This window comes from Paenibacillus albiflavus (assembly GCF_004344915.1).
Classification (GTDB): domain Bacteria; phylum Bacillota; class Bacilli; order Paenibacillales; family NBRC-103111; genus Paenibacillus_AM; species Paenibacillus_AM albiflavus.
The window spans coordinates 122510-143977 of record NZ_SKFG01000016.1; the positions used below are offsets into that span (position 1 = coordinate 122510).

Annotated in this window: 22 protein-coding genes; 9 read left to right on the top strand and 13 right to left on the bottom strand. The window is 41.2% G+C overall.

The features are described 5' to 3' along the window. Positions 1-36: 36 nt before the first annotated feature. Positions 37-849 carry an NAD kinase gene (locus tag E0485_RS15970; protein ID WP_132419065.1) on the top strand — a complete coding sequence of 271 codons (813 nt, stop codon included), beginning with the start codon at positions 37-39 and terminating at the stop codon, positions 847-849. 73 nt (positions 850-922) lie between these two features. Here the strand turns inward: E0485_RS15970 and E0485_RS15975 are convergent, their stop codons facing one another. Further along, positions 923-1240, bottom strand: a complete 318-nt coding sequence (locus tag E0485_RS15975; RefSeq protein WP_132419066.1) for a YutD family protein — start codon at positions 1238-1240, stop codon at positions 923-925. A 38-nt stretch (positions 1241-1278) separates the two neighbouring features. Continuing rightward, positions 1279-2175: a lipoyl synthase gene (lipA, locus tag E0485_RS15980; RefSeq protein ID WP_132419067.1), complete on the bottom strand. Its 897-nt coding sequence runs from the start codon at positions 2173-2175 to the stop codon at positions 1279-1281. Positions 2176-2356: 181 nt separating this feature from the next. Here lipA and E0485_RS15985 point away from each other — a divergent pair, with 181 nt between their 5' ends. Further along, positions 2357-3415 carry a M23 family metallopeptidase gene (locus tag E0485_RS15985; protein ID WP_207910996.1) on the top strand — a complete coding sequence of 353 codons (1059 nt, stop codon included), beginning with the start codon at positions 2357-2359 and terminating at the stop codon, positions 3413-3415. A gap of 22 nt (positions 3416-3437) precedes the next feature. Here the strand turns inward: E0485_RS15985 and yunB are convergent, their stop codons facing one another. After that, positions 3438-4253, bottom strand: coding sequence for a sporulation protein YunB (gene yunB / locus E0485_RS15990; RefSeq protein WP_132419068.1), 816 nt, complete (start codon positions 4251-4253; stop codon positions 3438-3440). Positions 4254-4506: 253 nt separating this feature from the next. On the opposite strand from yunB, the gene E0485_RS15995 reads away from it, so the two are divergent. The 4 genes from E0485_RS15995 to E0485_RS16010 all read left to right on the top strand — a co-directional run bounded on the left by E0485_RS15995 (position 4507) and on the right by E0485_RS16010 (position 9011). After that, positions 4507-5847: a sodium-dependent transporter gene (locus tag E0485_RS15995; RefSeq protein ID WP_132419069.1), complete on the top strand. Its 1341-nt coding sequence runs from the start codon at positions 4507-4509 to the stop codon at positions 5845-5847. A 25-nt stretch (positions 5848-5872) separates the two neighbouring features. Continuing rightward, the gene (locus tag E0485_RS16000) at positions 5873-6823 is read left to right on the top strand and encodes an L-lactate dehydrogenase (protein WP_407944857.1); all 951 of its coding nucleotides are present in this window, start codon (positions 5873-5875) and stop codon (positions 6821-6823) included. Between the two features lie 119 nt (positions 6824-6942). Further along, complete coding sequence (locus E0485_RS16005; RefSeq protein WP_132419071.1) at positions 6943-8250, top strand: multi antimicrobial extrusion protein MatE; 1308 nt, start codon at positions 6943-6945, stop codon at positions 8248-8250. Positions 8251-8393: 143 nt separating this feature from the next. After that, positions 8394-9011 (top strand): TetR/AcrR family transcriptional regulator, encoded by a 618-nt coding sequence (locus E0485_RS16010; RefSeq protein ID WP_132419072.1) that lies wholly within the window; start codon positions 8394-8396, stop codon positions 9009-9011. Here the strand turns inward: E0485_RS16010 and E0485_RS25945 are convergent. The 7 genes from E0485_RS25945 to E0485_RS16045 all read right to left on the bottom strand — a co-directional run bounded on the left by E0485_RS25945 (position 8997) and on the right by E0485_RS16045 (position 15605). After that, positions 8997-9200: an aspartyl-phosphate phosphatase Spo0E family protein gene (locus E0485_RS25945; RefSeq protein WP_132419073.1), complete on the bottom strand. Its 204-nt coding sequence runs from the start codon at positions 9198-9200 to the stop codon at positions 8997-8999. The genes E0485_RS16010 and E0485_RS25945 overlap by 15 nt on opposite strands. Positions 9201-9264: 64 nt before the next feature. Further along, positions 9265-9888 (bottom strand): 50S ribosomal protein L4, encoded by a 624-nt coding sequence (rplD, locus tag E0485_RS16020; RefSeq protein ID WP_132419074.1) that lies wholly within the window; start codon positions 9886-9888, stop codon positions 9265-9267. A gap of 322 nt (positions 9889-10210) precedes the next feature. After that, a complete protein-coding gene (locus E0485_RS16025) occupies positions 10211-10474 on the bottom strand; it encodes a CD3324 family protein (RefSeq protein WP_132419075.1) in 264 nt (87 codons plus the stop codon). A gap of 185 nt (positions 10475-10659) precedes the next feature. Beyond that, positions 10660-11694, bottom strand: coding sequence for a Cfr family 23S rRNA (adenine(2503)-C(8))-methyltransferase (locus E0485_RS16030; protein ID WP_132419076.1), 1035 nt, complete (start codon positions 11692-11694; stop codon positions 10660-10662). 552 nt (positions 11695-12246) lie between these two features. Next, positions 12247-13884: an Rqc2 family fibronectin-binding protein gene (locus E0485_RS16035; RefSeq protein ID WP_165921204.1), complete on the bottom strand. Its 1638-nt coding sequence runs from the start codon at positions 13882-13884 to the stop codon at positions 12247-12249. A gap of 233 nt (positions 13885-14117) precedes the next feature. Then, the gene (locus E0485_RS16040) at positions 14118-14918 is read right to left on the bottom strand and encodes a TrmH family RNA methyltransferase (RefSeq protein WP_132419078.1); all 801 of its coding nucleotides are present in this window, start codon (positions 14916-14918) and stop codon (positions 14118-14120) included. A 24-nt stretch (positions 14919-14942) separates the two neighbouring features. Then, positions 14943-15605: a potassium channel family protein gene (locus tag E0485_RS16045; RefSeq protein ID WP_132419079.1), complete on the bottom strand. Its 663-nt coding sequence runs from the start codon at positions 15603-15605 to the stop codon at positions 14943-14945. A 141-nt stretch (positions 15606-15746) separates the two neighbouring features. Here E0485_RS16045 and sspI point away from each other — a divergent pair, with 141 nt between their 5' ends. Then, on the top strand, positions 15747-15968 hold the full coding sequence (sspI, locus tag E0485_RS16050; RefSeq protein ID WP_132419080.1) for a small acid-soluble spore protein SspI: 222 nt from the start codon (positions 15747-15749) through the stop codon (positions 15966-15968). Here sspI and E0485_RS16055 read toward each other — a convergent pair. Together E0485_RS16055 and E0485_RS16060 are read right to left on the bottom strand one after the other, a co-directional pair. After that, entirely contained in the window at positions 15955-16719 is a 765-nt protein-coding gene (locus E0485_RS16055; protein WP_165921205.1) for a YheC/YheD family protein, read from the bottom strand. The genes sspI and E0485_RS16055 overlap by 14 nt on opposite strands. 2 nt (positions 16720-16721) lie before the next feature. Continuing rightward, positions 16722-17891, bottom strand: a complete 1170-nt coding sequence (locus E0485_RS16060; RefSeq protein WP_132419082.1) for a glycosyltransferase family 4 protein — start codon at positions 17889-17891, stop codon at positions 16722-16724. Positions 17892-18064: 173 nt separating this feature from the next. Here E0485_RS16060 and E0485_RS16065 point away from each other — a divergent pair, with 173 nt between their 5' ends. Further along, positions 18065-18586 carry a PadR family transcriptional regulator gene (locus E0485_RS16065; protein ID WP_132419083.1) on the top strand — a complete coding sequence of 174 codons (522 nt, stop codon included), beginning with the start codon at positions 18065-18067 and terminating at the stop codon, positions 18584-18586. 29 nt (positions 18587-18615) lie between these two features. Then, positions 18616-19776: a YhgE/Pip domain-containing protein gene (locus tag E0485_RS16070; RefSeq protein ID WP_132419084.1), complete on the top strand. Its 1161-nt coding sequence runs from the start codon at positions 18616-18618 to the stop codon at positions 19774-19776. Positions 19777-19851: 75 nt separating this feature from the next. Here the strand turns inward: E0485_RS16070 and E0485_RS16075 are convergent, their stop codons facing one another. Further along, on the bottom strand, positions 19852-21354 hold the full coding sequence (locus tag E0485_RS16075) for an FGGY-family carbohydrate kinase (RefSeq protein ID WP_132419085.1): 1503 nt from the start codon (positions 21352-21354) through the stop codon (positions 19852-19854). Positions 21355-21468: the final 114 nt, after the last annotated feature.

Sequence of the window (21468 nt, forward strand, 5' to 3'; positions counted from 1 at the left end):
CAATTTGTTATGTACAACATGCAGGGGGAAATTTCGTTGAAATACGCAATAGTTTATCGCGATGATAATCGTTCTCGTGAACTAACGGAGCATTTTCATGAGCTCGCAGATACGCATGAATTAATTCATGACGAGAAGAAACCAGATATAGTTCTTTCCATCGGTGGAGATGGCACCATGCTGCAAGCTTTTCATAAGTATATTGAACGATTGGATCAAATCTCCTTCGTTGGCATTCACACAGGCAGACTTGGATTCTTTGCAGACTGGAAGCCAGATAAGATTGAAGAAGTTGCCTCATTAATGTACCATTCAAGCGAAAAGGATCATGGACTACGTGTTGTCGAATACCCCGTTGTCGAGGTTGAAATTACGACTGCGCAAGGCGTAGAGAAGCGTTATGCACTAAATGAGATTACATTCAAAAGTATGTTCATTACCTTAGTAGCTCAACTGTCCATCAACGATGAGCCATTCGAGACATTTCGTGGGGACGGTATTTGTATTTCATCACCTTCTGGATCAACTGCCTATAATAAAAGCTTAGGTGGAGCCATTGTACATCCCGCTATTGAAGCGATCCAGATAACTGAAATTGCATCGATTAATAATCGAGTATTCCGAACGCTCGGTTCACCGATTATTTTACCTAAACATCATCATATCGATATTGTTCCTAAGTCACAGCAAGGATTCATCCTAACGGTCGATCATCAGGCGATGCAGCTTCATGATGTGAAATCGATACGCTGCAGAGTGTCACCTGATAAGAAAGTGAAATTTGCCAGATTTAGACCTTTCCCTTTCTGGATGCGCGTACGTGAAGCCTTTATCGGAACTGAGTTTTAATTTTATAATACAAAAGAAACGGCACTTGCATGTACAGCTAACCGCTGTTTCATGACAAGTGCCGTTATAATTATCATTTCGTTTCAGGCTCTGAGAGCTGGGATTTGCCTGATGACTTATTGCTGACCTTCTCCAGAATAAAATAGGAACAGCCAAAATTGCAATACTCATGCAAGTAATCCTGCAAACCAGAAATCGATGTCTCTTTGGTTGCCTTGGGATGTGAATCCTTCAGGAATCCCCGCAGTCTTAACTGGTTATAACCCCAATCACCTACGATATAATCATATCGTTCAAGAACCTCGCTATAACGCTCACGGAACACTTCCTGATTCCAAGCATTCTTATTTTCCATTACAAGTTCGTATGTTTTACCGCCAATATGAATCATATACGTATCAGCTCTCCCATAACCTGGATCTTCTTAATTTATTTCGTTATACCTGCTGCAATCGTTTCGTTTGCCGCCTTAACCTGCTCGTGTGCATGATAGGAAGAACGAACTAATGGACCTGATTCTACGTGTGAGAAGCCACGCTTCATGCCCTCTTCTTTCAGTAATTTAAACTCTTCTGGTGTATAGTACTTGTGGACTTTGAGGTACTTATGGCCAGGCTGCAAATACTGACCAATCGTCATAATATTGCAATCCACCTTGCGTAAATCATCCATCGTCTTCAAGATCTCGTCCCACTCTTCGCCAACGCCTACCATAATAGAGGACTTTGTTGGAATAGTTGGAGCGATTTGCTTGGAACGTGCTAATAAATTCATCGTACGATCATATTTCGCTTTGGCACGTACAGTGTCCGATAGACGTTCGACTGTTTCTACATTGTGATTCAGTACTGCTGGCTTAGCTTCGAGTACGGTACGCAATGCATCCTCATTACCCATAAAGTCTGGAATTAGAACTTCAATTGAACATAATGGCAATTTCTCACGCACTTCACGAATAGTTGCAGCAAATACAGATGCACCGCCATCTTCTAAATCATCGCGAGCGACTGAAGTAATGACGCAGTGCTGCAGATTCATCTGCTCTGCCGCTTCAGCAACACGTCCGGGCTCTTGCAAATCTAGCTCAGTTGGTCTACCCGTCTTTACGGCACAGAACCGACAAGCTCTCGTACAAATATCTCCTAGAATCATAAAAGTAGCCGTACGATTCGCCCAACACTCATGAAGATTCGGACACCTAGCTTCTTCGCAGACCGTATGCAGCGTCCTGGAACGCATCATATTCTTGATCTCCTTAAAGTTATCGCCCGTTTCCAGTTTTATTTTTAACCATTCTGGCTTTCTCTCATGTTGTTTGGATGACATTGTTTCTCCACCTTTGTCGTAGTCTATAATTCTCATGTTACACCAAATAGCTATGAATGCAAAGTACAGTCAAACATGCACATCCCAAAAATAAGAATTAAATGTAAAAATGATCAACACATGACTAAAATGAGGAAACCTGATACATCCTAAAACCAATTGGTCTGGAAGGATGATATGAATGAGAGGATCCGCTTGTTGGAAAATATTACTTTCCCTCGGTACGATTTGTACACTGATGATTGGCAGCGACCACGCTGCAATTGCCAGCATAAATCAACCATCTTCAAACAATTCAAACACGGTTTCAACTTCTTTCGATCTCAAAAAATTAAATCATCAGCGCAAAGCAATATTCGATCAAACTAGCCTTGTTACTGGCATCCCTTGGAACTTAATCGCTGCCGTGGATCAATATGAATTTACCATTCATCAGTTCAAGAAGCGTAAAAAATCAAAAGAGCCGCAAGGGCTCATTTCCATTCAGTTTCCTGAACGTATGTGGGCAGGGATGCTAAATCCGGATCCTGATGATAAGGAATTGGAATCGATTCGGATTTTCAAAGGGATTGGTTTAGACGGATCTGGTGATGGCTATGCGGATGAGCAAGACCCGATGGATCGGCTCGCGACAATGACAAGTATTATGCTTAAACGTGGCAAGAGGCTTGAGGATATTCGGATTTCGCTATGGAATCATTATCAGAACTCGAGAAGCGTTCAGCGGATTGAGCAATTCGCAGCTATCTATGCTGTAAAAGGTACGATGGATTTATATGAACGTGCATTCCCATTGCCAGTCAATGCAACCTATTCTTATCCAGATTCCTACGGTGCAAGTCGCGGTTGGGGCGGCCATCGGATACATGAGGGAACAGATCTGTTCGCAGATTATGGTACACCCGTGCGCAGTACATGTTATGGAATCGTTGAGGTTAAAGGATGGAATCCATATGGGGGCTGGAGAATTGGCATTCGGGATATCGGAAACGTATACCATTACTATGCCCATCTATCGAGCTACAAGAAGGATTTAAAAGCTGGTGATATTGTTGCACCAGGGCAGGTCATAGGTGCTGTAGGCTCATCAGGGTATGGAAAGCCAGGAACATCTGGTAAATTCGTACCTCATTTACACTACGGTATGTATCGAGATGGCGGCTTGGCAGACTGGTCCTTTGATCCGTACCATTACTTAAAAAGATGGGAACGCGATGATCTCAAGGCGAAAGCAAAATAAGACGATCTGACAGCGGCCAATCTTAATGGGAATCATCCGATTCAGCAGGTTGCTGCTCCTCCTTGGTGTTCGCCCCTCCCGCTCCAGCTGAATTATCTCCTTTGGGAAGATTTAAGTCTGGAAGCGAAATATTGGGTGCTGTCAGACCATTATTGGTGCCACCGACCGGATTGCCTTTATTATCAAAATAGTAAGCTGGCACATCGCCAACAACCAGTGCATAAGAAATCGGTATATCCGTTTCGACTACCTCAGGCGCTGAATCAAATGGAATAATGACACGTACATCCACTGTGACATGAGCATACACCTCGAACAGAATATTGTTAATTCCAATATCGCGGGGTCTTGTATTGATCTCAACCTTAGCTGCACCCTGCGGGACTAGTCGAATAGGAATGTTAGGACCAAACGAGCCTATGAGGGGACTTCCAAGTGCTTGCCCAAGTGGTATATGCTCAGGAATCGATTCTAATGTCTTTAAAGTGTTCTGGATGGAGCTAATCATACCGGATGTAATTCGCATATGCTCCGCATAGTTAAGAACGAAGCTTGTTACTTTCCCATCCTTGTTCAATTTCCAATCCAATAGCTTATACGTATTTGAGCTTTCGGATATTTGCTGCGTAATCGCTGTATTGATGGATTCCGTAGCAATTTGCTTCAAGCGGACTTTAGCTAAAAACATCATAGGCTTTTTTAAATTATGGTCAATGAAAATAAAAGACTGAATAATAAAAAGCACAAAAATCAGAAGGATAATAAACCACTTCCGCTTCTTGCTCATTTTTCTTACTGTGGTACGACGGCTTTTCCATCTTGGTCTTCGTTGCAGCATGCTCCTCATCCCCTCCAAGCTAATTTATGTAACCTCGTCCAACATCATGTCAGGTAATCAAGAAAATTCTGGTGTTTCAGAGCGGTATACCACATTGTGTGCTATAATACTCAGGCTACACGTAGAAACGATTTCATCGTCTATAACGAAGGATGCGTTTCTGCGAGAAATATCAAAATATCCATGTATGATGTAAAACTTATACATTCTTATATTTCATGAAGAACTATCTTTCTGACATCTTGGAGGTTACATGAAGCAAGAACAACAATGGTCATCTAAAATTGGCTTTATTCTAGCAGCCGCTGGATCAGCGATCGGGCTAGGCGCAATCTGGAAGTTCCCTTATGTTATGGCGACTAGCGGTGGCGGAGCCTTCTTCCTCATTTTCCTGCTTTTCACCATATTCATAGGTTTACCTCTGCTTCTTGCTGAATTAATAATAGGTAGAAGTACAGGCAAAGACGCAATTCGAGCCTACAAAACGATAGCGCCTACTGGCTACTGGCACTTGCTTGGGTATCTCGGAACAGCGACTTCCTTTATTATTTTCTCCTTCTATAGCGTAATCGGCGGCTGGATTCTCCTCTACTTTGGACGAAGCTTAACAGGCAGCCTGCTGCACCATAATCTTGTTTTTAGCGATTTATTTAAAGAAATAACAGCTAATCCACTCGCAGTCACAAGCGCACAGCTGCTCTTCATCCTTATTACGATTTATGTCGTTGCCAAGGGGGTTAGTACAGGTATCGAAAAAGCAAGCCAATTTATGATGCCTGCACTATTCATTCTGTTCCTCGTACTTGTGGTGCGATCACTAACACTTGAGGGGGCATCAGAAGGAGTTCGCTACTTCTTAATGCCTGACTTTAATAAATTGACGAAAGATGCGGTTATTTACGCGATGGGGCAATCCTTCTTCTGCCTCAGTATTGGGGTGTCGGTTATGGTTACCTACAGCTCTTACCTAGATAAAAGAGAAACCTTAACCAAATCTTCTATTTCGATTGTTTCATTAAACCTCCTAACGACGATTTTAGCCGGATTTGCTATCTTCCCTGCTGTCTTCTCATTCGGCATGGAGCCAACAGCAGGTCCTGGTCTGCTTTTCGTTGTATTGCCTAGTATTTTTGAACAAATGGCGTTCGGTAGTGTATTTCTTGTTATTTTCATGGCATTATTCTTATTTGCTACACTATCATCCGCTTTCTCCTTACTTGAAATCATTGTCGCTGTTATCGTTAAAGGTGATGCATCCAAACGTAAAAAATATAGCTGGATCGTAGGTTTCTGCGTATTTCTTGTGGGAATTCCGTGCTCGTTATCCTTTGGTCCCATGTCGGACATGACTCTTTTTGGCAAAACCTTCTTCGATCTTGCCGATTATTTAGCCAGCTACATTCTGCTGCCAATTGGTGTATTCCTGATTTCAATCTTTGTTGGCTATCGTTTTCCAAGAGCTCGCCTGGTTGAAGAGCTTTGCAAGGAATCTGCTTGGTGGCGCAAAGGTACCGTCTACTATGTCATGCTGCTGCGTTATATCATACCAATCGTCGTTATCATTGTATTTTTAAATATATTTGGCGTTCTGTAAGGAAAGGAAGAGCGAATTAATGAATATGAATGCTTTTAGCAAAAAAGTTGCGATTGTTGGAACTGGTTTGGTAGGTTCATCCTGTGCATTCTGCATCGTGAATCAGGGAATCTGCAATGAACTGCTATTAATTAATAAAAGTCATGAACGTGCAGTCGGTGAAGCTATGGATCTGAATCATTGCGGTGATTTTACACATTCGAGGACGAAAGTATACGCTGGTACCTACGCTGATTGCAAGGACATGGATATCGTGATCATTACCGCAGGCGCACCTCCGAAGCCGGGGCAGTCTAGACTGGATACACTCGCGAGCGCTGCTAATATGATTGAAGGCATTGTGGCTAACGTCATGGCTAGTGGATTTAACGGTATTTTCCTTGTAGCGACGAATCCAGTAGACATTATCACTTATCATGTATGGAAAATATCCGGATTGCCCCGTAATCGTGTAATTGGTACAGGTACATCGTTAGACTCCTCAAGGCTCAAAAGTATTTTGTCTGACATCATTCCTGTTGATCCAAGAAGCATTAACGGCTATTCTCTTGGAGAGCATGGAGATTCCCAATTTGTTGCATGGTCGCATGTGACGATTGGCAGCAAGCCTCTTACCGAGATATTAAAGGAGAATAAAGAAAGATTCGGTAACATCAGTCTGGATGAAATTATGGAGAAGACACGTAAAGCGGGCTGGGAAATTTATAATCGCAAGGGCACGACCTATTTTGGTATAGCCAATGCACTTACGCACCTGACACGCTCCATTCTGAATAACGATCATCAGATAACAGCTGTATCTGCGATTCTCGACGGGGAATATGGACTGCAGGATGTATGCCTTGGCGTTCCTGCAATCATTACCATGAATGGCATTGAAGATATCGTTGAATTAAACTTAAACCCACATGAGGTTCAACAACTTGGCATTACGTATGATGTGCTTCGTTCCAATATGCAAACAATCGGCTATTAAGCCATAATCGCACCCACTTCAAGGGTGCTTTTTTTACCAATACACATATGTGAATATTCCGTCTATTCTGCTATACTGAGTTCAAAATCTACTTCTAAAGAAATCAAGAGGAAGCAAAAATGAATACACTGGCACAATCTCGTATATCGATTAAGCAACTGTTAGCCTTTTTTATCCCGCTAGGATTGTCATCCACGCTTGTAACGATCTCCCATGTCATTATTAATAGTACATTAGCTAGATCCCCTAACCCTGAATTCATTATCGCAACATACGCGATACCACTTAGCCTACTAGCTTTAACCGAACGACCCGCTGTTTTATTAAGACAAACCTGTTCAGCACTTGTTAGAGATCAAGTATCCTTCAAGGCAATGTCAGCCATCAGCAACTATGTGCTGCTAGGCATCATGATTCTGAGTCTGGCTATATCTTATACACCACTTGGTCATGCTGTATTCCTCTACATATTCGGAGTAGAAGATTCGATGCTAAATCCGATATTAGAAGTCTATCGCATTCTGATCTATGTCAATATTTTCTCAGGGTTACGCTGCTTATATCATGGTCTGATCATTTACAATATGCGAACCAAAATGCTTACTATTGGCATGATCATACGTCTAATTGCCATGTATTTATTATCCGTATATTTTATTCAGACGAATCAAGTAACGAGCGGTAAAGTGGGGGCTATTATTTTTCTAATGGGTATGATGATCGAATGCTCCATTGCAGTGTGGGAAGGCAGAAGCCTGCTCCACAAACAAATACCTAAGAAGCTTCCTGATCACCCGGTTTCCACGAAGCGGCATATTTTTAAGTTCTATCGCCCCTTGCTCTATTCGACACTGTTAGCGGCGATGATCGGTCCTGGCATTAATGCGATGTTGGGCAAAACTTCGAATATTTCGCTAGCAATAGCCGCATACGCATTAGCAAGCTCAGTAAATTTCTTAGTTCTTAGCTTTTTTTCCTATATGCACCAAATTGTTCTTAATTTCTATAACAAAGACCGTAAAGCTGTGCTTCGCTTTGCTCTTATCATTTGCTTTATACCTGCAATCCTTTCCGGTTTACTGGGACACTCCCCAATTGGGCCTTGGTTTCTAAGCCATGTAATGGGAGTTAACAATGAGCTAATGAGAGCATGTATCGAGACCATTCAAGTGTTTATGATCTACAATTTATTTTTCCCATTTCTTGATTTCTCTAATGGTCTTATTATGCTGAAGGGGCGAACGAAGGTCATGGTATGGTCTCAATCCGTTAACGTTCTTTTTACATTTCTAACCTTAGTGATCTGTATTCTATTAACACCAGGCTGGAATGGAATGATTGGCGCACTTGCTCAATCTCTCGGCGTACTTGGAGAGTTGTCTGTGATCTTATTCGCGCTAAAATTAACTGCGGATCGCCCCGTTTGAAGCTAGTTCTAGGCATACCACACCAAATTATTAGAATAATTTATATTATTGTTGACTATTCCAATAAAGTATATAAAATTATGATAAACAGCGTTCACTCACTAACCAGCGTTCATATCATTTTTTATCTACAGGAGGAAACAATGAGTGCTTCAGAAAGAAGACAAGCTGAGAAAGAAATGATTCGTGAGAAAATATTAGCTGCTTCAAGTCGGATCTTAGCCAAAGAAGGCTATGATAAATTGTCTATACGCAAAATCGCGACTCAAATCGAATATTCGCCCGGCGTCATTTATCATTATTTTAAAGATAAAGCAGAAATTATTACGTTCATTACGAGACAAGGCTACTCCAAGCTACTTGAACAAATAGAAGAAACCCCTATTGATCAGGAGCAACCAGATAAAACACTTGAAACCAGCTTAAGGGCTTATATTAAGCTGATGCTGAGTAAACCTAATCATTTTAAAGCAAACGTGATTAAGGATGTAGAGAATGTTGATAAACAGCCAGGCATATTACAGGATGGCAGCTTCGATCAAAGACAAGGCCTTTCCATTGTCATCCAGATTCTAGAGTTAGGTATGAGCACAGGGAAATTCCGTACCCTTGATCCAAAGCTTACAGCCCAAATCATATGGACTTCCACCTATGGACTTGTCACAAGACTTATCCTGGAGAACCAGCTACCCAAAGCTCAGCAAGAAAGGCTGATTGATCATCACTTTGAAGTGCTTATACATGGGTTACTGCGTAAATAAGTTAGAGTTACCCCTATCAATATCAAAACAGCACCTGAAGAGGAATCTCCAGGTGCTACTCTTTAATTGAGTGCTATTCAACTCTTTATTCATTGCCCCCGTCATTTCGAATCCGTATTCAATAACGGCCTGATACAGCTCTTTTCTTTTTTGTTCAATCTTCTGTTTGATATTCGATAAATTATCCATTTGTAAATATATTTCAGAGCTTAAAGAAAAACTTAGAAGCTATCTCCTGTCCCATTTGCCTTCATTACGAGTACATTTCCGTTATCATAGTGACAGCTTCTTTAGCGATTATTACTTTATCGCAATTCAGAATATTGTATACATTAATAGAATTAGCTACGGTGGTTTCTACACTAGGTATGTTATTGGCGCTTTTAATAACAAAGTTATCTATCATAGGTATAACAATTAGTACCTTTTTATCTGCCCCAAGCGCATTAAGCATAGATACTATAGACTTTGTCCTGTAATTTTCTAACTTGATATCGTCAACGACAATGAATTCTTTGTTCTGTACTTTGCTAGATAATGCAGATTTTATAGCCAGCCGCTTAACCTTTTTATTGAGTTTGTAGCTGTAGTCGCGGGGTTTAGGAGCAAACACAACTCCTCCGCCACGCCAATGAGGCATACGAATCGAACCTGCTCTAGATTTATCAATTTTATTCTGCTTATACGGTTTTCTGCCACCGCCCCTAACTTCACCACGTGTTAATGCAGATTGTGTCCCACTGCGTTTATTTGCCAGATGATTTATAACTACATCATACATAACCGATTCATTGGGAATAATACCAAAGATAGATTCTTCAAGCTCCATTTCACCAACATGAATACCTTCCATATTAAAAATAGTAACATTCAACATAATTCTTTCCTCCAGATCCTAACTTTCACGATACATCCAAATAAAAGCTTCATTGTATTAGAAAACTTGTTAACATTCTTTGTATATTTACAATAGCATCCATTATTTTAACCTCCGTTTGTCCTGCTACAATTTAGAAGAACCCATAGTTATAAAAGTAACAGATAGAAATCACATAAACTATATACAAAACGCTTCTGTAATGTCTGGTATAACCATGCTGGGCGTACTAAAAAAGATGATCCCATTTAGTGCAGGAATCATCTTCTGACGATGTAATGTTATTATTTCGTACAAATTTAGGATCACAGTTCAGTGATTTTTATTTGTTATAAATTATTTTTCTAATCGCATAAACAGAAAGGTAGTATGATTCTGCAAGTTCTTGAATCGAATGACCAGATGCATATGCTTGTATGATTTCATTATTTCGTTTATCAATCTCTTCACGAAAACCGGATAATTCTCCCCAATTTTTATGTTGATCTTTTATTGCGGGAATGTAGATGTATTCACCTTGTACAAAATCTTGCAATTTATCAACTAATTCTTTCGGGAGAATTTCATTAGCGTTGATATATCTCATGTAGACTCACTCCTTGAATAAATGTTATATCTCAAGTAGCAAAGCCAGCATGATTGGCGATGATGTTATTCCATGCAAATATCACCAAATATCTGTCTTTGCATGGAATTGAGCATGGGTAATTGTATTATTCTTATGAGACAAAATTCATCCCCCTCAATTTTCTAATGATAATAAATATGAATTTACTTGTTGTGTCCGTATAGTTGACCGCATGCTGCATTAATGTCAGTTCCGAATTGTGTTCGCACAGTGACTTTGATTCCCTTTGACTTTAAAATACTGACAAACCTTTGAACCCGGTCATTGTCCGATTGATGAAAGCTTTCAGGCGTCACGTCGGTTGAATTGTAGGGGATCAAATTGACATGATATAAATGTTCCCAAGGACCTCTGTCCTTTAACAAAGCAGCAATGGCTTCCGCATGTTCATTTGAATCGTTTTTTCCTCGAAGTAATATATACGCAATATATACTTTTCTACCTGCATCATGAATATGCTGATCCAACCTATTCAACACATCATGAAGTGGAAATCGATTGTTAATTGGCATTAGCTCGCTCCGCTGTTCATCGAACGGAGAGTGCAGTGAAAAAGTCAGGTTGACTTGAGGAAATTCCTTTGTTAGACGATCGATGTTCGGCAAAATTCCAATGGTAGAAACTGTAATCCTTCTATGGCCCAAGCCAAAAGTTCGTGAATCTGTAAGAATCTTAAGCGTATCGAAGATATTAGGATTAGCTAGCGCCTCTCCCATGCCCATAAACGAAACACTATCCAAGGCATCACCATTTAAATGAAAGTATAACAATTGATCGGTAATTTCATCAGCAGTTAGATTTCGTTTCAGTCCGATTGTACCTGTAGCACAAAAGCTACAACCATATCCGCATCCGCACTGACTGGAAATGCAGTATGATTTCCATCCGCGCTCATAGCTTAGTTGAACTGCTTCTACATGTTCACCGCCTTCAATGGCAAAAAGCACTTTATTCACTTGTCTGGATGTCTTTTGTATGACAGGAGTTAAGTTCAAAACGTGTTCGCCAAGCCTCATAATTAATTCGTTTCTTAAGCCCTTAGGTAGTATGGTCATTCGGTCATATTCACCAATTCTTTGCTTGAAAATTGCCTCAGCGATTTGCTCAAACCGATATGCAGGTTGTTTCAATTCTGTCAATATATGTTGAATCATTTCGTATTTCGAAGTTAATTTCATGTTTTTTTCTCCTCTTTAGCCGGAGAAAATGCCTTTAGCATCCTTGGTGGGTGCTTAACATGTACATTAACCAACTATATTAAAACCCAAGAAGCTTGCAGCCAGAATCGCTACGTGCATCTATCGATAGATGGATAATGCTCCGGCATCCGTGTAATTTGATCGTGAACCGTAACAACGGACAATGAAAGGTTCACATGAACATCTACAACTTCAAACATTTATTTCAACCTCCTAATTTAAATTAAAAAAATAAAGAGCTACAAGAAAGTTACCTTTCTTGTAGCTCAAATAAACAAATATTAAAATCTAACCCAATTGATGGATTAGAAATTGTACTATTATTTGAGTGAAGAGAATAAGTAACCTTCTTGCTTAACAAAAAATAAAACAGTTATTGTTTTATCATTCATAAATAAGCAAGAAATATTACATTATTCCCATCATCTCCCTTTGATTAATTACTTGCATTGTAGCACAAGCAATTTCACATTTCAACTTTGAATGGTCTTTGGGTAATAGATTTGTTCGCAAATAAAATAACTTAATAAGTCACACCTTATAAACTAAATTTTCGATAAGAAGCCTTTGAATAACTTCTTCCTTTGGCCTGACATAAATTGTTTTATGGGCTCCAAGTAATACCAATCCCATTGGGGCGCCTTTGGGCTTTTTAAGAGTCTTAACTTGACAATAGTTTACTTCGACCGAACCAGAGGCCTTGATTTGCGAAAAGTAAGCAGCCAGTAAGGCCCCATAATATAACGTCTCTTCATCAGGTGTTGCGGTATTTATAACAACATGTGCTCCGTGATAACTTTTCACGTGCAGCCATAAATCCTCTTTCTTGGCATAATGGAATGTTAGGTAATCATTTTGAATACTGTTCTTGCCTACGAAGATTTTAATATCATGCTCGAATTGAAAAGTCATAATGTTAGGCTTCTTGTTCTGCTTTTTCTTCGTTGATTGGTTTGGCTTTGCTTTGAAATAGCCGTGTCTTTCTAGCTCCCTGCGAATTTCTAATACATCTATGCCATCAGCCAGTTCAAGCCGGGACTCAAGCCGAAAAAAACAATCTAATTCCATTTTACAAAGCACAATTTGCTCCTTAAGTTTGGTATGAGCAATTTTTCCTTTGTGGTATTTTTCGTAGTATTTTTGAGCATTTTGTTTTGCACTCAGTTTGGTGTCTAACGGAATATGAAGCAGTTCTCCTGTCATAAAATCCTCGAGATCGGCAGAAGCAGCGTTGCGGGGAAGCAGATGATAGTATGTGTAAAGTAGATCTGCATAGGTACGATATTGCTCAAACGGCCCGACTTCAAGAACTGCTTGCTCCAATTTTGAAAGTTTTCGAGATCGTTTAATTAATTCATTGCGTACCAATTGGAATAAACTGTATGTTTGCTGGCAAGTTTGCATTTTATATAAGGCAATATCTACGCCTTCCATAATTGGGTAAAAACTCAATTTTCCCCTCAAGTGTGTAAGCGGAATGCAATGGAACTGGATACCCTGCTCTGTTTCCGACAAATAAAGCTTATCGCTTCTATTTAGTTCATACATAATTTCGTAAAATGACTGCCCTTGTTGCATGCGGTATTGAAATTCACGGCTTAACAGAGGCGAAAAACCATGAAATTGTGTTACAAATGACTCTGTTTCATTTATGGAAGACGGCTGAAAAGGATTCTGTTTTCCACTATAATCAAATGGAAGGTGATAAACGGCTTCAGGCGAGAGTGTCCACGCACTGGTTTTGCGGAGCGATGTTTGTTTCATTGCACCAATAATGTTATTCGCTTCATCGACAAGTATGATGTTTGCATCTTTGCCTAGCAGTTCAATGTAAAGTGAGAAGCACACTGCTTCAACACTGATTTGAAAGCAGTATATTCGTTCAACACCGACCTGTTCCATACTTTGGATGACACCAGCGCGTAGATGTTTTGCCAGTAATATCAAAAATTCATCTTCCTGTTTCGATTCCGAATAATTTTCTTCTGTGAAATTTATACGGTTATTTTGTGAATGAATGCTGATAATCAGCCTAAGTTTACGCTCGTTTGATTGTCCATCCAGGAGAATCTCCGTATCAGAAATTTGTAAGATCTTATTGATTGTCATCGGTAGATTAGTCTTGATTTCTTTGGCAAGTTGATGCATTAGTAATCCGTCAAATGCCATGAATATTCCTCCTTTCATCAGAGATATTTGCCTGTCATACATTCCGTACACTTAGAATATCAAATAACTTCGTAACTCACCTATACACAAAATGTCTATGTATCGTTTTGTATAAACAAAATAATCCGAGGGAACAACTCCTATGTTGTTCCCTCGGATTATTCATCTTTGATATATCTCCTCTATGTGAAGAACCGGAAGCGTATGCCTGCAAAATTTCAAGATTTCGTTATTTATTGTCGGTGTGAAATCCTCTGCCTTGACGCTTCAAACAGCAATACTGTTCCTGCCATCGCCACATTAAGCGATTCTGCTTGGCCCTGCATGGGGATAATAATTGGCTGTGTTACAAGGTTCTCAACCTCGGCGGACATGCCTTGTCCTTCGTTACCAAGTACGAGCCATGTGGGTTTGGTGTAATCCATGTCATAGCAACTGGCAGTCGCTTGCAGCGAAGTACCGATGACTTGAACACCATGTGCAGCAGCCTTAGGCAGCCATTCAAGTAAGTCGCCGCTGATGATGGGTAGATGAAACAGAGAGCCCATCGTGGAACGAATGGTTTTGGGATTATATAAATCCACCGTGCCCTTACCCAGCAGAACGCCTGTAGCCCCCACAGCATCGCTGCTGCGAATAATCGTTCCAAGATTACCTGGGTCTTGTACACCATCAACAACGACCACGAGTGCATTCTTTGCGGATAGAAGATCAGTTGGCGTATTTTCGGGCTTATCCAGAATAGCCATGATCCCTTGTGGCGTTTCTGTATCCGAGCATTTGGCTAATACTTGCGGGCTGACACCTATCCATTCCACATGATCCTGAGTAGCTTGATAGAGCGCATTCGGCAGCCCTTTGTCCAAATCATAGACAATCGTCTTTACTGGAGCATTCGCCTTAACCGCTTCTTCGACAAGATGCGTGCCTTCTATTATGTATTGCCCCAGCTTGTCTCTTCCTTTGCGTCCGAGAAGCTGCACCCACAGCTTCACACGAGCGTTCTGAACCGAAATAATCTCACTTAATCCCATATTAATGTTTACCTTCACTTTTATTTATTCAGGCAATGATATTTCAAATCGCTGTAAATCATCATTTTTCCCGAGGATAACGAGAATATCGTCTTGTTTAAGCGGCGAATCAACCGATGGCGGGATAATAAGCTTTTCTCCTACCTTCAGCGCAATGATATTACAATTATATCGAGCACGAAAATCCAGCTGACGCAAGCTATGCCCAACCATTTTGCCAGATACCTTGGTTTCGATGATGCTGTAATCACTTGAGAACTCGATATAGTCAATAATATTGGATGAAATCAGATGATGTGCTACACGCTGACCCATATCGCGTTCAGGATAAATGATTTTATCCGCACCAATTCTCGTGAGTACCTTACCATGGAGATCATTTGATGCTTTAACTACTATATTCGTAACGCCCATTTCCTTCAATATTAAAGTTGTCAAAATAGAGGACTGGATATCGGCCCCAATCGCCACAACAACAACGTCAAAGTTTCGAATTCCAATCGCACGCAGTGCTTCTTCATCTGTACATTCAGCCTGAATGGCATGGGTAACAAAGTTAGAAACCTCTTGTGTTCTTGCTTCACTGCGATCAATTGCCAGCACTTCAAAGCCTGCTTTAGATAAACTTTTGGCTACACTAGAGCCGAATCTTCCCATTCCGATAATGGCAAATTGTTTCTTCTTCACATCAAGCTCTCCTTACACCATTTGCCTGTATTATAGCATAAATTTGATAACGGTATAAATCCACATAGTTGGATGATTGATGGAAGCTTGAAGCATATTATATAAATGTAGAACAGGACATCAAAGGAGCGGATATTATTTATGGAACTAAATCTTAGACAAGCAGTCATCAACAATGTCAAAAATTCGGATGCCAAACAACTAGGTGAAATTATCCAGGAATCAGTTGGTGGAGAGGATGCCGTGCTTCCAGGCATGGGTGTCTTATTCGAGCTTATATGGACCAATGCCGCACCAGAAATTAGGCAGCAGCTTCTTCAAATCCTACACACAAGTTTACAATCTCCAGCTAATGTGAATTAAACCTGCGATTATATTTGGTATACCGAATGACGCGGCTAAAAATCCGTTTATCCTGTAATTTGAGAAAAATATAAGGATCAGGCGTTGTATTCACCTCAAGTATCCAAGGCTTCAAGTATTTATCCGTAGCAATATCCAGACCAAGCTGATTAACACCACGATATTCTTCATACATTGCTTCAGCCACGCGTAGACCTTGCTGCTTCAACAACGATATGAATGTCTTCTGTGCTTCACTAGACATATAGCTTTGAAGCAGCAATTCAATTGGCCTAAGCTTCCCTCCACTATGAACATTCGTCACAACTCTACCATCTTCCGCGACCCTCCCGATCATCCCTGTCACTTTCCATTCTTGGGAGGGACTTTTCTGTACCATAACGCGAATGTCAAAATCACACGCATTATGTTGAAGCATATGAATACCTTGCTGAACCAAGTATTTCTTGCCCTTCATTTTTACCTTTAAATCTTCATACATTTCGTTAAAATCAGCGAACTCGGCGATTTGCAGCCCAAGCTGATATTTATAGGGGTGCTCTGCATTTGTTTCATCCCATTCGACCCGTGCTACACCTTTGCCATGCATGCCATGTACAGGCTTTACATAGACCATTCGATAGATTTCTAGCATTTCTTTAAGCGTGTGCCTATTTTGAATGGGCTTCGTAACAGGAACGAATTCTCGGAGGTCAAGATGCCGACTAAGCACCTCTGTCTTTTCCCACTTGTCGCTAATTATCTTACGCACATTCAATCACCCCATCCATTCATCAAGTAATGAAAATATATTTTCTCAAGCTGACTAGCGGTATGTGTCCAAGTAAACCTATTCATTACATCCTGATGAGCATACATACTCAAGCTTTCTGCATAATCAGGTCTAGTTATTAACTTATGGATGGTTTGAGCAAATTCTCTTGGATGATGATAGTGATGCACAAGCAACCCATTTACACCATCATGAATGATTTCCTTAATCCCACCATTTGCGGATGCCACTACGGGGACACCTGAAGCCATAGCTTCCACATTGACTAGTCCGAATGCCTCATGCCTTTGCGAAGGACAGACAAAACAATCCCCAAGCCAGTACACCTGAGGCAAATGCCGATGTGGAATATATCCTGTAAATACAGTTGGTACGTGCATAGCTGCCGCATATTTTTTCATTTTATTAAAATAGGACTTACTCGTGGTTCCTCCAGCTATAATCAGACGCACATGAGGTATTTTACTCTTAAGCATACGAACTGCTTGAATGAGAACCTGAATCCCTTTACGAGGAATGATTCGACCCACAAACAGAATATTAAAAGTATGACTTACCTTATACTTCTTACGAATTAACAGCTTTTCATCCCTCAAAGGCATACGAAACACTTGTGGATTTACGCCTAGGAAGGTTTTATATATGGGCACACGGCATTCAGGAAAATGGCGTTGTAGTTCATCTTGTAACGAGCTGCTATTCGCAATAATCAGATCCACTTGATCCAGACAGGCTCTGGCTTGCTCAAGCGTACTATGAGGCGGTGTCACAAAGGTTAGGGAATGCATGAACAAAGACACAGGTGTCCAAGGAAACATCGCTTTAATTCTTGCTGCGTACTGTGGCCGATTATCCACTTGGATTAAATCGAATGTCTTTCCCTGCATGACTTTTAGTACAGAATCAATATAGCCCCGTTTATGATTTGAAACACGAATGATCGTTAGTTTCCCTCGGATCGTAACTGGATCTTGCTTGGGGTGACTGCGAGATATGATTGTGACCTCATGCTGCTCAGCAAGTTCTTTCGCAATAGCATACATGCATATTTCAACAGATCCAGCTACGATGGGTGGAACAGGTATTTGTTCTGGAGCAACCATACAAATATGCAAGGCTTGAGCACCCCTTTTAGGTAAATTAGTGGGCATTCTTCAACCCCATCAATCGGGACACGATATTGTATGAAATCCCTATACAATTGGTATAGGCGAACGAATTTGCAAAGTTTTTTTAGAAAATTGGGATTGATTTTTATATATCAGATTGTTATATTAATAATCGAGATATATCAGATTGAAATATGATTAAAGGTGGTTAGGATATGAACAGCCAAGACATTATCCTTGGTATGCTAATGAAGAATACATTATCGGGCTATGACATCAAGCAGAATTTTGAGCAGTTATTCTCCTTCTTCTACGATGCCAGTTACGGTACGATCTATCCGACTTTGAGCAAAATGGAAGCAGCAGGCTATATTACGAAAGAAGTTGTCGTGCAAGAGGGCAAACCGAACAAGAATATGTATTCCATAACGGATCATGGCGTTAAAGTTTTTCAAGCTTACTTATCAAGCTCCTTAGAAGCTGATCTATTGCGTTCCGATCTTTTGATGCGTCTATATTTTGGCGAGTTTACTGATAAGGATACGATTATGGGCTGGCTAGAGGCGGATATCGCTGAAGTGTCTGGTATGGTTAGCAGACTGGAAACGAATTTTGAGGTGTGGCGCAATGGAATGAGTCCTACTCAAGAGCTTGGCTTCCGAATTGGGATCAAGAGCTTCAAGCAAAGAATACAATTACTGAATGAATTTGCGGAGCAATTAAAGGAATTGAATTGAATTTTCATTTAAAGAGGGGATTGGTTTGTATGATCAAAACCATTATAGCTTTATTGCGTAAACCAGCTAGCATCATTGGTATTATAACAGCAGTTATTTTTCAATTATTTTTTAGCATTATCTGGTTAACAGGCTACGATCAAATTAATAATCATGTGAATCAATTCAAGATTGCCATCGTCAATGAGGATAAAGGAATTGGAGCAAGTGCAGCGGAACAGTTAGCAAACCAATTAAGTTTTAAAACAGAGATTCTCCCCTCGGTAGATCAAGCTAAACAATTGCTTGAAGATAGACAAATTCAGCTAATAATCCACTTTCCTTCCGATTTTACCAAGTATGTGACTGATCCTGCCAGCAAAGGCATGATCAACTATATCGTCAATGATTCGAATGCCTCTATGGTTAAATCCGTCATGCAAGGAATAGCTGCCGAGGTTACAGCTACCATCAACAAGCAATCGGTTAAATCTAGCTTCCAATCAACACTCGAACAGCTTCATCTGCCTTCCAGCCAATCTGAACAAATGGCAACGAGCTTATCCGAACGGGTTGCAACGCAAATAGAGAGCGTGAACCCCGTCAATAACTTCGCCAAACTGATGGTTCCTATGCTTCTCGTGATGGCCTCCTTCACAGGCTCTATGCTCATGACGATGAATATGAACAAATCTGCTAATGAGATCAAAGAACAATTTGGCAAATGGAGACTGCTGGCAGCCAGAGCACTTATCTATGTTGTAGCATCCGTCTTTATCGCACTCATCGGAACATCAATGGTTAATTTGTTAGGCATTCATTCCGATCAAGGGTTTATTGCCATGTGGTTGTTCCAATCGCTCATCGTACTCTCCTTCCTATTCCTATCGCAGATGTTCTTCCTGCTGTTAGGGGATGCAGGCGCATGGATCAACATCGCATTATTATCGATTCAGCTGTTGACATCTGGTGCCACAATCCCACGTGAGGTACTTTCAAGCTTCTATTACGGCCTTAGCAGCTATCTGCCTTCCACTTATGCCGTTAATGGCATCATGAACCTTGTTTCTGGCGGACCGAGCATTGCGAATGATTGTTGGTGGCTCCTCCGAATTACGTTAGCTGTCATTGGCATCAGCGTCATTCTCGTTGCCATTCGCAAAGATGGTAGACGAACCAAGCAATCGCTTCCCGCTTCACAAATCGCTTAATTTACAAGAAGAAGTGGTTCCACCTACAAAGGGCATTACCTCTGCTACGATCAGCCGAGATAATGCCCTTCTTGATTATTCATGAAGGTTGTAATATTGACGAAGTGGTGCTTGCAGTGGCATATAGCCTTGATTGAATATGCGCTTATACGCAGCGTGATTTGCTGCGTGCGGCTCTACAATATTACGTTGCTCTTCACGGATACTTGCAGCAGCCTCATTCGCATCCTTATAAACCCCTACTCCAATTCCTGCCGTTATTGCTGCGCCAAGCAGGGTAGCCTCCACAACTTGTGATACCGTAATTCGGCAGCCCGTTACGTCAGCTTTAATATTCATCCAGTGGCGATTGCGTGTCCCTCCGCCCACTGCGATCAAATGTTCAATGTCTTCACCTGCGATTTGCTCAGCTTTCAATCTGATCGATTCCAGCTCATAAGATGTACCTTCAAGTACAGCTCTTAGCATATCTCCTTGTTCATGAGACTTCGTAAGACCAATGAACGCAGCCTTGGCTTGCGGATCAGGATTCGGAGCACCGCTGCCTGATAAATACGGATAATAAAGAATCCCTGACGGCTCCTGTTTCGTATGAGACAGCATTTCCGACATCCGCTCATAACTCATTAACTCTGAACCCGACAGCTTAGATCTGAGCCATTCGACCGAAGCTCCGGAAGCATTGATCCCACCCATCCAAAAATACCGATCTGGCACAACATGACAGCCATAGGATAATCCAGTCGCATATTCTGCCTCACCTAATGGCCGCTCACTTAGCATGCCGACAAGCGTCTCTGCAGTCCCCATCGAATCAAACACGATGCCTGGTGTAACAGCACCTACGGACAACGAGGCGCATACATGATCATGGCCCGCAATAGCTACTGTCGTTTGCTTGCTTAATCCAAGTCCAGCTGCCATCTCAGGCAGTACAGTACCAAGTGGTGTACCTGCTGGCAGAGCCTCAGGGAACATATCAGGCGATAAGCCAAACTGGCGAATCCAAGACTCATCCCAGCATTTGCGATCAATTCGGTAAAGAAAGGTACGTGCAGCGAGTGAATAGTCAGTCGCCATGCGACCTGTCAAGCGATAGGCGATGTAGTCTCCCATGGAGAGCCACTTTGTATCCTGTAGATCAACTCCGCCTCGATCACGGAGCCATAATATTTTGGACAGGCCTTGTTTAAAGTTCGCCCTGAGCCCTGAGGCTGCAAATCTCTCTAAAGGATCGCCTGCTTGCTTAATCTGCTCGATCTGCTCCATCGTTCTGGTATCGAACCAAGGGATCATGTGGGATCGTGCAGCACCCGTATGGCGATCGACAAGCAAACCAGCTTCCGCCATGCTGGCAATCCCAACGCTTACAATTTCCTCGCCTGCTGCTGACTGTGCAGCTTCTTGTATAACAGCCGCGACCGTGTTCCAAAGTTCCTCAGGATCATAGTAGTAATAACCTTCCTCTGTCTGACGAGTTGGCGTTGATCTGCTAGCAAGCTTAACCGCCGACCCATGATAATCGAATAATCCTGCTTTAATATTCGTGGTTCCAACATCAACCCCCATTAATTTCATAGCGCTTATCTCACCCCTTGTTGTGTATATTTGTATGATGATTCCAACTATTTAACCAATAGTATACAACATTTCATGCGCTTCATGGACATGCGTACAAAGTTATAAATTCTA